Consider the following 12,498-nt stretch of genomic DNA (forward strand, 5'->3'; position numbering starts at 1 on the left):
GGTGCATTTTCCGTCAGGACCGGCCAGCGAGCCGGCAGGCTTTCGACTGCCTATTTCATCATCGTCGCAATCGCCTTGTCGGTCGCCTTGCCGTAGGGCGGCTTGAACCCGCCCAGTTTGGCGATGTCGATCTTGGGCTGATGGTAGACCGCCCGGGCATGGCTGAACTCGCGGAAGCCCTCGATCGCATGGTAGGAGCCCATACCCGAAGGCCCGACGCCGCCGAACGGCAGGTCTTCCATCGAGACATGGAAAATCACGTCGTTGGTGGTGACCCCGCCGGAAATGGTGCGGGTCAGCACCCGCTCCTGCTCGCCCTTGTCCTCGCCGAAGTAGTAGAGGCCGAGCGGGCGGTCATGCTCGTTGATATAGCCGATCGCCTCATCGACCTGCTTGTAGGTCTTGACCGGCAGGACCGGGCCGAAGATCTCCTCCTGCATCGCCTGCATGTCGTCGCTGACGTTGCGTAGGATCGTCAGCGGCATCTTGCGCACGTTTGCGTTGCCGAAGTCCTCGTTTGCGGGATTGACCTCGATCACCTCGGCCCCCTTGTCACGGGCATCGGCGACCATCGACTGGAGACGGTCGAAGTGGCGATCACTGACGACAGAAGCATAGTCATCATTGTTGAGCAGGGTCGGATACATGTTGCGCACGCCCAGTTCGACCGCGGCAATGGCGCCGTCCTCCATCTCCTCGGGCACCATCAGGTAGTCGGGCGCGAGGCAGATCTGCCCCGCATTCATCATCTTGCCCAATGCAATCCGTTCCCCAGCCCGGGTGAGATCGGCGCTCCGGCCCAGGATCACCGGGCTCTTGCCGCCCAGTTCCAGCGTGACCGGGCACAGGTTCTTCGCCGCAGCCTCCATCACCCGGCGTCCGGTAGCGGTCGAGCCGGTGAATACGAGGTGGTCGAACGGCAGGCTGGAAAAGGCCCCCGCCACTTCCGGCCCGCCGGTGAACAGTGCGACCTCTTCCTCGGCAAAGTACTTGGCCACGGCCTCGCCCATGATTGCGCTGGTCCGCTCGGTGAACTCGCTCGGCTTGATCATCGCCCGGTTGCCCGCCGCGAGCACCTGCATCAGCGGCCCGAAGGCGAGCTGGACCGGGAAGTTCCACGGGCTGAGGATGCCGATCACACCCTTGGGTTCATACCGTACTTCGGCCTTGGCGCCGAGCAGGCCGAGCGGGAACTGGACCTTGCGCTTTTCTGCCCTTGCCCAGCTGTCGATGTGCTTGAGCGCGTGCTTGCCCGCGCCGACCGTAGCGGCGATATCGGTGAGCATCGACTGGTGCACGGACCGGTTGCCGAAATCGGCCGCCATGGCCCGGGCCAGTTCGTCGCCCCGGTCGGTCACCATCGCCATGGCGCGCTTGATCCGGTCCTTGCGGACCGATACCGGTTCCGGACGGGAGGCAGTGAAGGCATCACGCTGCTTCTTCAGCGTCGCTTCGAGTTCGGGTTTGCGGTCGTCGGCCATGGCAGTTCTCCCGTGAGTTTCGATTTGCGACCGTTTTCCACTATAGCAGCGGCGATGACAAGCGCGCTTTAGCGGGGGTATGGAAAGGCTGTGCCCTGTGGCGCATTGCCATTGCCGCAGTGCAGCATTAGATGCTGTTCACACCCTGTTACCCCACGGAAGGTTTCCCATGGCCCAGTTTTCCGCTGCCGATCCGGTTGTCATCCTGTCCTACGCCCGCACCCCGATGGGCGGCATGCAGGGCGCGCTGTCCGATGTCAGCGCGACCGATCTGGGCGCGACGGCGGTCAAGGCAGCCGTCGAGCGTTCGGGCGTGGCGCCTGACGCCTTTGACCGGGTCTACATGGGCTGCGTGCTGCCGGCGGGACTGGGTCAGGCCCCTGCCCGCCAGGCCACGATCAAGGCGGGGCTGCCCCGCTCGGTCCAGGCGACCACGGTCAACAAGGTCTGCGGCTCCGGCATGCAGACCGTGATCATGGGCGCCGAGGCCCTCGCCAGCGGCACGGTGGACTATGTCGTCGCAGGCGGGATGGAGAGCATGACCAATGCCCCATATCTGCTCAAGAAACACCGTTCCGGCGCGCGCATCGGCCATGACACTGCCTATGACCATATGTTCCTCGACGGGCTGGAAGACGCCTACGAAGCCGGGCGTGCCATGGGCACCTTCGCGCAGGACACTGCCAACGCATACCAGCTGACCCGCGAGGACATGGACGGTTATTCGATCGAGTCGCTCCGCCGGGCCAATGCCGCGATCGCCTCGGGCGCCTTTGCTGACGAGGTCGTGCCGGTGACCGTGGTGAGCCGTGCGGGTGAAGTTGTCGTCGATACCGATGAACAGCCCGGCAAGGGCAAGCCGGACAAGATCCGCACCTTGCGCGCAGCTTTTGCCAAGGACGGCACGATCACCGCCGCGACGTCCAGTTCGATCTCGGACGGTGCCGCCGCCGTGGTGCTGACCCGCGCCAGCCTGGCTGCCGCCAACGGGCAGACCCCGGTCGCCAGCGTCGTCGCCATGGCCGCGCACGCGCAGGAGCCCAAGGACTTTACCGTCGCCCCGGTCGGCGCGATCCAGAAGGTGCTCGACCGCGCAGGCTGGTCGGTTGAGGATGTCGACCTGTGGGAAGTGAACGAAGCGTTCGCCTGCGTCGCCATGTTCGCCATGCGCGACATCGGCATCCCGCATGACCGGATCAACGTCAACGGTGGCGCAACCGCGCTGGGCCATCCGATTGGTGCGAGCGGCACGCGGATCATCGTCACCCTGCTCAACGCCCTGAAGAACCAGGGCAAGAAGCGCGGCGTGGCCAGCCTGTGCATCGGCGGCGGCGAGGCGACCGCGATTGCGGTCGAGCTGGCCTAGTCTTTCTGGTCCAGTTCCTCGTTGAACCTCAAGCTCGCGCGCCAGAAGAAGAACGCCGGGATGAGGCCGAGGAAGGCTGCGCCGTAGAGCACGTAGCGCACGCTCTCGGCGCCGAAGCTTGGTTGCAGCCAGTCTGACAGCATGCCGAAGAACAGCGGCCCCAGCCCCAGCCCGATCAGGTTCTGGAAGAACAGCAGCGTGGCCGCTGCAATGGCGCGTGAGCGGATCGGCACCAGCCCCTGCGCCGCCGAATAGACCGGCCCGTAGTAGAGCGAATTGCACAGCGTCGGGATCACCAGCAACGCCAGGGCGATTGGCCAGGTCGGAGCCTGGTAGGCCAGGAACGCAATCGGGGCGGCAATCGCCATCCCTACCGCCGGGGCGGTCAAGACGTGGCGGCGATTGATCGCGCCGTATTTGTCTGCCAGCCAGCCACCGAGGAACGTCCCCGCTGCGCCCGCGACGCCGTTGATGACCCCGAACCAGAAACCGACTTCACCCGGTGTCAGGTCATGGGTGCGCTGGAAGAAGATCGTGGTCCAGGTGGTCTTGCCATAAGACAGGAATGCGGCGGTCGAACCGGCAAACAGCAGCAGCACGAAAGCGCGCGAGCCCAGGACCGAGCGCACCGCCTGCCCGAGCGGAATCTCCGGCGGCGAATCGGCCTTGGTCGGCTTGAGCAGCCCTTCGTAGCGGGGTTCGCGCAGAACGAACCAGACCACCAGCGCGAGAGCAACACCCGGCAGGCCAACCGCCAGGAAAGCCTCTCGCCAGCCCAGCCAGTCGGCCAGCACCCCGCCGATCACCATACCCAGCAGCGATCCGATCGGAATGCCCAGCGAATAGAATGCCAGCGCCGAACTGCGTTTCTCCGGGGGGACCATGTCGCTGATCAGCGAGTGGGCGGGCGGCGTGCAGCCAGCCTCCCCCACCCCGACACCAATCCGGGCCAGCAGCAGCTGCCAGTAATTCTGTGCCAGCCCGCACAGCGCTGTCATCAGAGACCAGGTTGCCAAGGCCACCGCGATCAGGCGCGGGCGGTGGGTCGTCGCCCGGTCAGCATAGCGGGCGATGGGCAGGCCGAGCGCGGTATAGAACAGGGCGAAAGCCAGCCCGGTCATCAGGCCGATTTGCGTATCGGACAGGCCCAGATCGCGCGCGATCGGCTCAGCCAGGATGTTGACGATCTGCCGGTCGATGAAATTGAAGATGTAGACGATCAGCAGGATCCACAACGTAACCCTGACTGTCTTCGGCGCCGCAACGACTGCCGCCTGCGGTTGTGATGCCATCAGCTGAAACGCTCCCATCTCACGGGTCGCGCCCGCATATTTTCTGCTGATGCCATGCTTGCTGACGAGGCGAGCGGGGTCAAGCGCCGATCAGTAAATCAGGTATTCCCGGACCATGGCGATCCAGCTTGCCTCGTCGGCACTGGCGAGGTTGTCGAGTTCGTGCGGCGTCGCATTCGCATCATCCACCCATTCCCGCAAGGCCGGGCCGCCGTTGATGACATCAATGGCGAGCCGGTCGAACTCGTACTCGTAGGGAAAATCGCGCCAGAGCGGGTAGTCCGGCCCGAGATTGCGGATGGCCTTGAAGGCGAGCGCCTGCAGACGCCACGGCCGGAAGGCATGGTGGCTGTAAAAGCTGCCTTCAGCATGGATCATCAGCGCGCTGCACAACTGGCCCGAATGCTTGTGGAAGGTCGGCGTGAACCAGCATTCCCGGATTGCGCAGCCAGCCAGCCACTCTGGTGCCAGACGCGCCATTTCGACCAGCACGCCGCGCGCATCGACGTCGGGAGCGCCGAACAGAACTTCCAATGGCCGGGTGGTGCCGCGCCCCTCGCTCAGGGTAGTCCCTTCCAGCATGACCGTGCCGGCATAGGCCCGCGCCATGTTGACGTTTGCCGCGTTGGGGCTGGGATTGATCCATACCCGGCTTTCCGGCCAACCCTGGCCCGGGCCATCCGGCTGCCAGCCGTCCATGGCCACGACCCGGTAATCGAGGTCCAGTCCGAAGTGCTCCACGAACCAGTGGCCCATCTCGCCCATGGTCAGCCCGTGCCGCATCGGCATCGGCGCGGCGCCTACGAAGCTCTCCTGCCCCGGCACCAGCAGGGTGCCTTCGACCGGGCGCCCGGCAGGATTGGGGCGGTCCAGCACCCAGACGCTCTTGTCCGCTTTAGCCGCCTCTTCCAGCAGGTAGAGAAGCGTGGTGACGAAGGTGTATATCCGGCAGCCCAGGTCTTGCAGGTCAAACAGGAAGACGTCCGCGCTGGCCATCATCTGCGCGGTCGGGCGGCGCACTTCGCCATAGAGGCTGAACACGGGGATACCGTAAAGCGGGTCGAGCTCGTCCTCGGTCTCGACCATGTTGTCCTGCTTGTCGCCCTTGAGCCCGTGCTGCGGGCCGAAGGCGGAGGTCACGTTGACGCCCGCCGCGATCAGCGCATCAAGGCTGTGGGTGAGGTCAGCCGTCACCGAGGCCGGGTGCGCGACCAGAGCCACCCGCTTGCCCTCCAGTTCGCCGAGCATGGCGCGGTCGCCCAGCAAGCGGTCAATTCCGAACAGGACGGTCATGCCCTTTCCTCCAGTCTGATCGTCCGGCATGCCTCTGCGTGGAACTCGGGCCTGCCTTCCGGGAATGCCAGCGCCCAGTATTGGATGTTGCCGCCCGCGTCCTCGATAATCGCGTTGAGGGCCACCTGTGCGGGAAGCAGCAGGGCAGATGCGATTGTTGCCTCAAGCACCATTTCCCGGTCGTGCTGCGAACAGGCAACCGCAATTGCCTCGACCGGCCCGTCGCGGCTGTTCAGCCGGAAATCGTCGAAATCATAGCAGGCCCAGCGACCGGACGGAGAGAGGTTGAATTCGCGATAGCCCGGCCCGCCGTCTGGCCGCCAGAAAATCTCGCAGCAGGTTGTCTTCCACAGAAAATCCGTGCGTTCACTGGCCGCGTGAACCGGCACCTTGATCCGGGCGATATCGCCTTCGAAGCGGAACCGGGCGCGGCAGCCGGCCGCAGTCGGCGTGACGGAAGCGGAAACGGCGGTTATCGGCCCGGGTGCGCAATCGGGATGGAGGACAAGCTGGTGCATCGGACCCAACCTTTGGCCCAAGGGCACCCCGCTCGCAAGGCACTTGGGAAAGCGGTTCCGCGCTGCTAGGGGCGCGCCATCATGACCAGCTACCAGTCCGACCTGCTGCGCCTGCTCGACGAGCGGGGCTATATCCATCAGACGACCGATGCCGAGGGCCTCGATGCCCTCGCCAGCACGGCGATCGTGCCCGGCTACATCGGTTTCGACGCGACGGCCCCCAGCCTGCACATCGGCAGCCTGGTGCAGATCATGATGCTCCGCCGCCTCCAGCAGACCGGGCACAAGCCGGTGGTGGTCATGGGCGGCGGCACGACCCGGATCGGCGATCCGACCGGACGCGACGAGAGCCGCAAGATGCTGACCGATGAGGCCATCGAAGCCAACATCGCCGGTATCCGCACCGTGTTCGAAAAGCTGCTGGTGTTCGGAGACGGACCGACCGACGCGGTCATGGTCAACAACCAGGACTGGCTCGGCCAGCTTGGCTATATCGAGATGCTGCAAAAGGTTGGCACGCATTTCACCGTCAACCGGATGCTGTCGTTCGATTCGGTGCGGCTGCGGCTCGAGCGCGAGCAGCCGATGACCTTCCTCGAGTTCAATTACATGATCCTGCAAGGGTACGATTTCCGTCACCTCTCGCAGGAAATGGGCGTGCGCCTGCAGATGGGCGGCAGCGACCAATGGGGCAATATCGTCAACGGGGTGGAACTCGGCCGCCGGATGGATGGTGCGGAGCTGTTCGGCCTCACCACGCCGCTGCTCACCACGGCAGACGGTGGCAAGATGGGCAAGACCGCCGCCGGTGCGGTCTGGCTCAACGAAGCGCAGCTGCCCGGCTACGATTTCTGGCAGTACTGGCGCAACTGTGACGACCGCGATGTCGGCCGGTTCCTGCGCCTGTTCACCGACCTGCCGCTTGACGAAATCGCCCGCCTCGAAGGGCTCGAAGGGGCGGAGATCAACGCGGCCAAGATCATGCTCGCCAACGAAGTGACAAGCCTGGTGCGGAGTCGCGACGTCGCTGACTTGGCCGAGGCCACCGCTCGCGAGACATTTGCCGGGGGCGGCGCAGGCGAAGGTCTTCCGACGCTTTCCGTGGGCAGCGAAGGCATGCGGATCGGCGCGATCCTGACCGAGCTCCGCTTCACTGCGTCCAACGGCGAGGCCAAGCGGAAGATCGGGGAAAATTCGGTGCGGCTTGACGACCAGCCCGTCAGCGATCCGGCCCTGCTGGTAACCGTGCCGGCAGGCGGCGAGGTGAAGCTCAGCCTGGGCAAGAAGAAACACGCCATCCTCACAGCCTGAACTCACAAAAGTTAAGCGGTCAGAGCTTTCCTTTACCAAATCGCAGCCTTTCGGGGGCATTTGCGGAGTTCGCAGTCGTCAGCCAGGAGGACCTTTGCCTGTGACAGTTGGAGCAAGCCTGAGCGTTACCGACCTGCGCCGAGCGGCGCGGCACCCGGTCGATTACCCGGTGATCGGGGAGCACCCGAGTCGCGGTGATATCAAGCTGCACATCTGCAATATGTCGGCGCATGGCTTCATGGTCGATGATGCGGCCGATCTTTCCCGCGGCGACCGGGTTATCATCCGCCTTCCCGTGGTGGGACGGATCGAAGCCTATGTGATCTGGGCGCGTGACGAACGCGCCGGCTTCCAGTTCGAACGGATCATCCGGCTGGACGATTTCATGCTGGTAATCGACCAGCTCCAGCCCAATCCCAGGCTGCGCCGGACGCGCTAGAAGTCCTTTGGCCGGTCAAAGTACCGGCTCCTTTCCATCAGCCTTGCGCCCTGCCATGGACGGGTGGTGAACGAACCAACCCATCCCCTGCGCGTCGCGAATTTCCGCGCCTACCTGATTTCCCGGCTGAGCATGACGCTCGCGCAGTATGCCATGCTGCTGATCATCGGCTGGCAAACCTACAACATAGCGCGTGACGCCGGACAGGGAGTCGCTGCGGCGTCGGGGCAGCTGGCGCTGATCGGGCTGCTCCAGTTCCTGCCGCTGTTCGTGATCACCCCATTTGCGGGCCTTGCCGCCGACCGGCTCGACCGGCGCAATGTCGCGCGGGCGATGATTGTCCTGCAATTGTTCGGGGCGGCGGTCCTGCTCTGGTTCACCTGGCAGGACGCGATGACCCTGCCGGTGCTTTATAGCGTTGCGATACTCCTGGGCATCGCGAGGGGCTTCGTCGGCCCGGCCCTGTCTGCCCTCGCCCCCAATCTGGTGCCCAAGGCGATCCTGCCCAACGCCATCGCCCTGTCCTCCATCGCCTGGCAGACGGGCATGATTGTGGGTCCGGGTCTGGGGGGCTACTTTTACGCGATTGAGCCGGCCCTGCCTTATGCCGCAGCCGTTGCCCTGTACGCCATCGGCCTCATCGCGGCCTACCAGATCGGCGCCGTGCCCAAAACGGTCATTACCGGGGCGCAGCGCCCGATCGGGCAGATCATCGACGGGCTGCGCTATGTCGTGCGCAACAAGATGGTCCTCAGCACGATCACGCTGGACCTGTTCGCGGTGTTCCTGGCCGGGGCCACAGCGCTGTTTCCCGTCTATGCCCGCGACATCCTGCAGGTGGGGGCAACCGGGTTGAGCCAGCTTGCCATGGCCCCCGCCATCGGCGCTGCGCTGACGGCGCTGTGGTTCAGCTTCCGGCCGCTCAAAACCAATGTCGGCCCCAAGATGCTGGGCGCGGTGGCGGTGTTTGCCGTGGCTACCATCGTGTTCGGGCTTTCCACATCGATGCCGCTCAGCCTCATGGCGCTGTTCGTGATCGGCGCAGCAGACATGTTCAGCGTCTATATCCGCCAGTCGCTGGTTCAGTTGCATACGCCGGATGACAAGCGCGGGCGGGTCTCCTCGGTCAGCCACCTGACCATCAGTGCATCGAACGAATTCGGTGACTTCTTTTCGGGCAGCCTCGCCTTCGTGATCGGGCCGGTCGCCGCCGTGGTGATCGGCGGAGCCGGGGCGCTGGTGACAGTGGTCATATGGTCAACAATTTTTCCGGTCCTGCGGACCACGCGGACCTTTGACCCACCTGACGAATTGGTAGAGAAAGACAACGACCCTCATTTCAGGAGCCCGCCATGAAGGCCGACAGCATCCTCGCCACTATCGGCAATACGCCGCACATCCGCCTGTCCCGCCTGTTCCCGGATCACGAAGTCTGGGTGAAGAACGAGCGCGGTAACCCGGGCGGATCGATCAAGGACCGGATCGGGCTTGCCATGATCGAGGATGCCGAACGCAGCGGCGCACTCAAGCCGGGCGGCACGATCATCGAGCCGACCAGTGGCAACACCGGCATTGGCCTCGCCATGGTGGCAGCGGTCAAGGGGTACAAGCTGGTCCTGGTCATGCCCGAAAGCATGAGCCTTGAACGGCGGCGGCTGATGCTGGCCTATGGTGCCAGCTTCGATCTGACCCCGCGTGAAAAAGGCATGAAGGGGGCCATCGAACGCGCCTCTGAACTGGTGGCAAGCACACCCGGAGCATGGATGCCCAGCCAGTTCGACAATGACGCCAACTGGAAGGTTCACGTCGCCACCACAGCAAAGGAAATTCTCGCCGATTTCAGCGACTCGCCGATCGACGCGATGATTACCGGGGTCGGCACCGGCGGCCACCTGACCGGCTGCGCTGAAGAACTGAAGCGCCAATGGCCGCAGATGAAAGCCTGGGCAGTCGAGCCGGAGCTTTCGCCCGTCATCAGCGGCGGCCAGCCCGGCCCGCACCCGATCCAGGGCATCGGGGCCGGTTTCATTCCCGGCAACCTGCACACCCAGGCGATCGACGGGGCGATCCAGGTGGATGCCGAATCGGCCAAGGACATGGCCCGTCGCTGCGCCAGCGAGGAAGGGATGCTGGTCGGGATTTCGAGTGGCGCAACGCTGGCAGCCATCGCCAAAAAGCTGCCCGAATTGCCCGCCGGTTCGCGCGTGCTCGGCTTCAACTATGACACCGGCGAACGTTACCTTTCGGTGCCGGACTTCCTGCCAGTCGAATGAGCTTCGAAGCTGTCGATTACCGTGACGGCGGTCTTTCGCTGTCAGGGAAACTCGTCCGCCCACAGGGAACGCCGCTGGCGGCGGTCGCCGTGTTTCCGACGATCATGAATGCGACCCCCGCAGTCGAGGCAAAGGCGCGGGCTCTGGCCGAGTCCGGCTATCTGGCCCTGATCTGCGATTTTTACGGGCACACTCCGGCCAGCTTCGAGGATGCGCTGGCCCTGGCGAACGGATTGCGCCGTGACAGCCGGGTATATCGCGCACGCTTGCGCGCCGGGCTCGCTGCGTTGCAGCAGGTAGCCCCGATAAGCCCTTGCTCGCAATTGGCTTCTGCATGGGCGGGCAGGCCGTGCTTGAGCTCGCCCGTGACGGGGCTGACCTCGCCGCAGTTGTCAGCTTCCACGGCCTGCTCGACACAGCTGCGCCGGCTCAACCGGGTATGGTCAGGGCGCGCATCCTGGTCTGTCACGGCGACGCAGACCCGCTGGTGCCGCGCGAACAGGTGATGGCGTTTTGGCAGGAAATGGATCGCGCAGGAGCCGATTGGCACTTTCACAGCTACAGTGGGGTCGTTCACGGTTTCACCAACCCGAACCCGCCGCCGGGCAACGCGGCGGTGGCCTTCAACGCAAGCGCCGACCGCCAGAGTTGGCAATCGGCGCTTTCCCTGTTTGAGGAGGTACTTGGCGGTTAGGCCGCTGTCTGGAACGCCTCCTCGCCCAGCGCCATCATGCTGTCCGCGCCCGCTTCCAGCTTGCGGCGTAGAGCGCCGGCGTCGGGGATGAAGCGGTCCATGTAATACTGCGCCGTCGCAATCTTGGCTTCGTAGAACGCCTTGTCCTCGCCGACTTCGGCCAGCCTGGCCTGCGCCACTTTGGCCATCCGCAGCCACATCAGGCCGAGGGCCACGATGCCCATGATGTGCATGTAATGGTGCGCGCCTGCGCCAAGGTGGTTGGGATTGGCCATGGCGTTCTGCATGAACCACATGGTCGCCGCCTGCTGCTCGCCGAGCGCCTTTTCCAGCTTTTCTGCCAGCGGGCCGAGCACGGCATCACCCTTGGCGGCGGCGATCTCTTCGCCCACCATCCTGAAAAACGCCTGCACCGCCGCGCCGCCGTTCTGGCCCAGCTTGCGGCCGCACAGGTCCATCGCCTGCACGCCATTGGTGCCTTCATAGATCATAGCGATGCGGGCATCGCGCACGAACTGGCTCATGCCCCATTCCTCGACATAGCCATGCCCGCCGAACACCTGCTGCATGTTGGTGGCGACGTCATAACCCTTGTCAGTGCCGTAGCCCTTGATCACCGGCGTCAGCAGCCCGATCAGCGCATCGGCATCGGCCCGTTCCTGCTCGGTCGGAGCCTTGTGGCTGAGATCGACCAGCAGCGCGCCCCACAGGCACAGCGCCCGCATGGCTTCGGTGAAAGCCTTGCCGTCCATCAGCATGCGGCGCACGTCGGGATGAACGAAGATCGGATCGGCCTTGGCCTCAGGCTCTGCCGGGCCGGTCAGCGCGCGGCCCTGCCGCCGGTCGAGCGCATAAGCGACTGCGTTCTGGTAGGCGACTTCGGCCTGGGCATAGCCCTGGATGCCGACGCCGAGGCGGGCGGCGTTCATCATGATGAACATGGCGGCGAGGCCCTTGTTTTCCTCGCCCACCAGCCAGCCTTTCGCGCCGTCATAGTTGAGGACGCAGGTCGCATTGCCGTGGATGCCCATCTTGTGCTCGATCGAGCCGCAGGAGACGGCGTTGCGCTCGCCCACCGAGCCGTCGGCGTTGACGAGGAACTTGGGCACCACGAACAGCGAAATGCCCTTGGTGCTGTCAGGTGCACCGGGGGTCTTGGCCAGGACCAGGTGGACGATGTTCTCGGTCAGGTCATGCTCGCCCGCCGAGATGAAGATCTTGGTGCCGGTGATCGCATAGCTGCCATCGCCGTTCGGCTCTGCCTTGGTCCGTATCATGCCAAGGTCGGTGCCGCAATGCGGCTCGGTCAGGTTCATGGTGCCGGACCATTCGCCCGCAATCATCTTGGGCAGATACATCGCCTGCTGCTCGGGCGAACCCTTGGCCAGCAAGGCCGCCGACGCGCCCGCAGTGAGGCCCGGATACATGGCGAAGGCCTGGTTGGCGGTGCCGGTGAACTCCTCGATTACCATGCCCAGAACGTGCGGCATGCCCTGCCCGCCAAAGGCCTCTGGCTGTGAAATCGTGCCCCAACCGCTTTCACGGTACTGGCGGTAGGCTTCCTTGAACCCTGTCGGGGTCGTCACGCTGCCATCGGGATGACGGGTGCAGCCCTCCAGGTCGCCTGTCTGGTTGAGCGGAGCGAGCACTTCGCTGCAGAACCGGCCGGCTTCGTTGATCACCGTATCGATCATGTCGGGCGTGGCGCTCTCGAAGCCGGGCAGGTTGCCGTAGCTGGCAAGATCCAGCACCTCGTTGACGATGAAGCGGGTGTCGCGGGTGGGGGCGGTATAGGTGGGCATCGTAATGTCCTTGGGTCAGTCAGGTGTGC

Annotated in this window: 11 protein-coding genes; 6 read left to right on the plus strand and 5 right to left on the minus strand. The window is 64.6% G+C overall.

Annotation, left to right across the window (positions count from 1 at the left end):
* Positions 1–50: 50 nt before the first annotated feature.
* Positions 51–1,481, minus strand: a complete 1,431-nt coding sequence (locus U4960_RS08795) for a coniferyl aldehyde dehydrogenase (protein ID WP_324260280.1) — start codon at positions 1,479–1,481, stop codon at positions 51–53.
* Positions 1,482–1,650: 169 nt separating this feature from the next.
* Between U4960_RS08795 and U4960_RS08800 the strand changes: the two genes are divergently transcribed.
* The gene (locus U4960_RS08800) at positions 1,651–2,847 is read left to right on the plus strand and encodes a thiolase family protein (RefSeq protein WP_324260281.1); all 1,197 of its coding nucleotides are present in this window, start codon (positions 1,651–1,653) and stop codon (positions 2,845–2,847) included.
* Here U4960_RS08800 and U4960_RS08805 read toward each other — a convergent pair.
* The 3 genes from U4960_RS08805 to U4960_RS08815 all read right to left on the minus strand — a co-directional run bounded on the left by U4960_RS08805 (position 2,844) and on the right by U4960_RS08815 (position 5,950).
* Positions 2,844–4,139, minus strand: coding sequence for a spinster family MFS transporter (locus tag U4960_RS08805; RefSeq protein ID WP_324260282.1), 1,296 nt, complete (start codon positions 4,137–4,139; stop codon positions 2,844–2,846). The genes U4960_RS08800 and U4960_RS08805 overlap by 4 nt on opposite strands.
* Positions 4,140–4,229: 90 nt before the next feature.
* Positions 4,230–5,432 carry an exo-beta-N-acetylmuramidase NamZ family protein gene (locus tag U4960_RS08810; RefSeq protein ID WP_324260283.1) on the minus strand — a complete coding sequence of 401 codons (1,203 nt, stop codon included), beginning with the start codon at positions 5,430–5,432 and terminating at the stop codon, positions 4,230–4,232.
* Entirely contained in the window at positions 5,429–5,950 is a 522-nt protein-coding gene (locus tag U4960_RS08815) for a hypothetical protein (RefSeq protein WP_324260284.1), read from the minus strand. The genes U4960_RS08810 and U4960_RS08815 overlap by 4 nt, the downstream gene beginning before the upstream one ends.
* Before the next feature lie 81 nt (positions 5,951–6,031).
* On the opposite strand from U4960_RS08815, the gene tyrS reads away from it, so the two are divergent.
* From tyrS to U4960_RS08840, 5 genes are all read left to right on the plus strand, one after another.
* Positions 6,032–7,261 carry a tyrosine--tRNA ligase gene (gene tyrS, locus U4960_RS08820; RefSeq protein ID WP_324260285.1) on the plus strand — a complete coding sequence of 410 codons (1,230 nt, stop codon included), beginning with the start codon at positions 6,032–6,034 and terminating at the stop codon, positions 7,259–7,261.
* A 100-nt stretch (positions 7,262–7,361) separates the two neighbouring features.
* Positions 7,362–7,700 (plus strand): PilZ domain-containing protein, encoded by a 339-nt coding sequence (locus U4960_RS08825; protein WP_324260286.1) that lies wholly within the window; start codon positions 7,362–7,364, stop codon positions 7,698–7,700.
* 132 nt (positions 7,701–7,832) lie between these two features.
* Positions 7,833–9,056 carry an MFS transporter gene (locus U4960_RS08830; RefSeq protein ID WP_416379117.1) on the plus strand — a complete coding sequence of 408 codons (1,224 nt, stop codon included), beginning with the start codon at positions 7,833–7,835 and terminating at the stop codon, positions 9,054–9,056.
* Positions 9,053–9,973: a cysteine synthase A gene (cysK, locus tag U4960_RS08835; RefSeq protein WP_324260288.1), complete on the plus strand. Its 921-nt coding sequence runs from the start codon at positions 9,053–9,055 to the stop codon at positions 9,971–9,973. Before U4960_RS08830 ends, cysK begins: the two co-directional genes overlap by 4 nt.
* Before the next feature lie 349 nt (positions 9,974–10,322).
* Positions 10,323–10,667, plus strand: a complete 345-nt coding sequence (locus tag U4960_RS08840; protein ID WP_324260289.1) for a dienelactone hydrolase family protein — start codon at positions 10,323–10,325, stop codon at positions 10,665–10,667.
* Here the strand turns inward: U4960_RS08840 and U4960_RS08845 are convergent.
* Positions 10,664–12,469, minus strand: a complete 1,806-nt coding sequence (locus tag U4960_RS08845; RefSeq protein ID WP_324260290.1) for an acyl-CoA dehydrogenase C-terminal domain-containing protein — start codon at positions 12,467–12,469, stop codon at positions 10,664–10,666. The two genes, U4960_RS08840 and U4960_RS08845, sit on opposite strands and share 4 nt — an antisense overlap.
* Between the last annotated feature and the right edge of the window lie 29 nt (positions 12,470–12,498).

The sequence above is a fragment of the Altererythrobacter sp. H2 genome (assembly GCF_035319885.1).
GTDB lineage: Bacteria > Pseudomonadota > Alphaproteobacteria > Sphingomonadales > Sphingomonadaceae > 34-65-8.

Coding starts and splice junctions, on each gene's coding strand:
- U4960_RS08795 (WP_324260280.1), bottom strand. CDS start 1,481: ATGGCCGACGACCGCAAACCCGAACTCGAAGCGACGCTGAAGAAGCAG.
- U4960_RS08800 (WP_324260281.1), top strand. CDS start 1,651: ATGGCCCAGTTTTCCGCTGCCGATCCGGTTGTCATCCTGTCCTACGCC.
- U4960_RS08805 (WP_324260282.1), bottom strand. CDS start 4,139: ATGGCATCACAACCGCAGGCGGCAGTCGTTGCGGCGCCGAAGACAGTC.
- U4960_RS08810 (WP_324260283.1), bottom strand. CDS start 5,432: ATGACCGTCCTGTTCGGAATTGACCGCTTGCTGGGCGACCGCGCCATG.
- U4960_RS08815 (WP_324260284.1), bottom strand. CDS start 5,950: ATGCACCAGCTTGTCCTCCATCCCGATTGCGCACCCGGGCCGATAACC.
- tyrS (WP_324260285.1), top strand. CDS start 6,032: ATGACCAGCTACCAGTCCGACCTGCTGCGCCTGCTCGACGAGCGGGGC.
- U4960_RS08830 (WP_416379117.1), top strand. CDS start 7,833: ATGACGCTCGCGCAGTATGCCATGCTGCTGATCATCGGCTGGCAAACC.
- cysK (WP_324260288.1), top strand. CDS start 9,053: ATGAAGGCCGACAGCATCCTCGCCACTATCGGCAATACGCCGCACATC.
- U4960_RS08845 (WP_324260290.1), bottom strand. CDS start 12,469: ATGCCCACCTATACCGCCCCCACCCGCGACACCCGCTTCATCGTCAAC.